Source organism: Desulfosporosinus nitroreducens (assembly GCF_023897015.1).
GTDB lineage: Bacteria > Bacillota > Desulfitobacteriia > Desulfitobacteriales > Desulfitobacteriaceae > Desulfosporosinus > Desulfosporosinus nitroreducens.
In genome coordinates this window covers 1-1,433 of the sequence record NZ_JAMHFY010000085.1, presented here as the reverse complement: position 1 = coordinate 1,433, position 1,433 = coordinate 1, and the positions used below count along the sequence as shown (strand labels likewise).

Below are 1,433 nucleotides of genomic sequence, written 5' to 3'. Positions count from 1 at the left end.
CCCTGCGTTCCTTGGATACCCTGAGTTCCTTGGATACCTTGCGTTCCTTCGATGCCCTGCGTTCCTTGGATACCCTGAGTTCCTTGGATACCTTGCGTTCCTTCGATGCCCTGCGTTCCTTGGATGCCCTGAGTTCCTTGGATACCTTGCGTTCCTTCGATGCCCTGCGTTCCTTGGATACCCTGAGTTCCTTGGATACCTTGCGTTCCTTCGATGCCCTGCGTTCCTTGGATACCCTGAGTTCCTTGGATACCTTGCGTTCCTTCGATGCCCTGCGTTCCTTGGATACCCTGAGTTCCTTGGATACCTTGAGTTCCTTCGATGCCCTGCGTTCCTTGGATGCCCTGAGTTCCTTGGATACCTTGCGTTCCTTCGATACCTTGCGTTCCTTCGATACCTTGCGTTCCTTCGATGCCCTGCGTTCCTACAATTCCTTGCGTTCCTTCGATTCCTTGGGTTCCTACAATTCCTTGCGTTCCTTCGATTCCTTGGGTTCCTACAATTCCTTGCGTTCCTTCGATTCCTTGGGTTCCTACAATTCCTTGTGTTCCTTGGATTCCTTGCTCTCCTGTTGCTCCTGTTGCTCCTGTGATTCCATTGAATATTGGATCAAGTTCTGCTGGTAGCACTCGATGAGCTGGGACCAAATTCCCAGCAGAATCTTTTCCCCAGGCTGAAATTTCCACAGCGTTGGAGCTGGTGAAGAACTTAAATTCAAACTCATCTAACTCCGCGAAATATATTCTTTGGACTACCTCCCCAGGGGCTAAGCTTAAAAACTCCAAGACATAAAGTGTCTTCGTAGTCCCTGTCACGAAAAACCCTTGAATTTCAATGGTAGCAGCAATTGTGTCATCATTGGTGATTTTTACTGTAAACGTTGAAGTTGGTCTTACTCCGGAAACAGGTGTATTTTCAATCAATCCGGTAGTTAATTCTGCCATGCTCTCTTCTCCTTACTTTATTACTTAAGAAAATTCTTGTTAATACTGGCAAGATTCTTACCATTTCCCGATTATATAACTATAGTTTTCCAGGTATCCCATTTATGGTCTTTTACTATTGTATTGTACGGGTTTTATTTTTGTTACCCTAGCTATCTGTTCAATCTGCTTCAATTTAATTAATCCCACTAAATTTGGACAACTTTCCTGTTCAGGCGATTACTTCTCAACCCGACAACACTGAATGTGTCGGGATATAGCACTACTCAACAGGAGATTAGAGCGCTGGCCATGGATGGCCGAGTGTCCCTGTAACCAAGGATGGTGGGAAGGGACCACCGCCATGGATGGCAAGGCGTCGTGATGCGAAGGGACCACCGCTATGAAGACAAGGGGACTGAATTCGCCAAAAAAGGGGCCGTAACAAAACTTAGCTCAAAAAGTCGCCTAAACTAACTGGTTTAAGCGACTTTTCCATTCAAATAATAG

Annotated in this window: 1 pseudogene; it reads right to left on the bottom strand. The window is 46.1% G+C overall.

Annotation, left to right across the window (positions count from 1 at the left end):
* A pseudogene (locus M8E35_RS26250) lies at positions 1-944 on the bottom strand (hypothetical protein); the annotation flags it as partial.
* Between the last annotated feature and the right edge of the window lie 489 nt (positions 945-1,433).